Annotated in this window: 2 protein-coding genes; both read right to left on the bottom strand. The window is 59.8% G+C overall.

All coding sequences use genetic code 11. The annotated features are described in order from the left end of the window. The coding region (locus QZL66_RS09065) for a hypothetical protein (protein WP_293602136.1) at positions 1-328 on the bottom strand (328 nt) is incomplete at its 3' end. Positions 329-345: 17 nt separating this feature from the next. Then, on the bottom strand, positions 346-873 hold a 528-nt coding region (locus QZL66_RS09070), incomplete at its 5' end, for a Wzt carbohydrate-binding domain-containing protein (protein ID WP_293602138.1).

Consider the following 873-nt stretch of genomic DNA (forward strand, 5'->3'; position numbering starts at 1 on the left):
AACCCGCCGGTGCGGCTGCCAGCTTGCGCTCCATCTGGCGCAGCTGCATTTTGCAGCAGTCGATGTCGCCCTGATGATTTGCCAGCATGCTGTTATTGTTGCGCAGGTTGACGCATGCCTGTTCAAAGTCCTGCCGGAGCTGCTGGAGCTGTGCGGAGAGCGCAGCGTTTTCCTGCTGCGCTGCGGCCAGCTGCTGCTCCAGTGCGGCACGGTCCTGTTCGGCATCCTGAAACAGGGCATAGCACCAGCCGAACAGCTTCCGCTTGAGTGCGCCTTTCCAGCCGGACTGCTGCTGCATGCCCTGCAGGTGTTGTGATAAATTTCCCATGTTGCCTTCTTTCTAACTCAGGAATCCTGAGCAATCTTCCACTGATGGGGGACACGCATCACGCCCACATCTCCCATGGAGGAGGTCATCTGGAGGGTGACAGCGCCCTTGTAATAGTCTACCGGAATGCCCTCGCCCGCCTCGATCGCCACGTCCAGCGTATACACGCCGGGGAGCAGCCACAGGGCATCGATCTGAAATTCCGCCGTGCCGTCCCTGGTGAGGTCAAAGGCATTCTGCATGTCGATGCGGGTATTGGTGCCGTAGCAGTGCACGCCGTCCTGCCGGAAGATGCCGATGCCCAGCACGGCGTTCTGGACAGGCTCGTTGACGGAATAGGCGATGCGCAGCCGGACGGGACTCCCCGTGGGGAAAGCCGCCTGCTGCTGTCCGTCGGCATCCAGAAGGCTGATCTGTTCCAGATGCGCCTTGCCGTTGCCCCAGCGGTTCTTGTTCGATTCTTTTCGCTCTTTCTGCTGTTCCTGCTTGCGCTCCAGATCCTTGCGGGTGCTCTCCTGCATCTTTTGTCCCATGAACTCCAGATA

The sequence above is a fragment of the Ruminococcus sp. CAG:330 genome, assembly GCF_000437175.1.
Lineage (GTDB): Bacteria > Bacillota > Clostridia > Oscillospirales > Ruminococcaceae > Ruminococcus_C.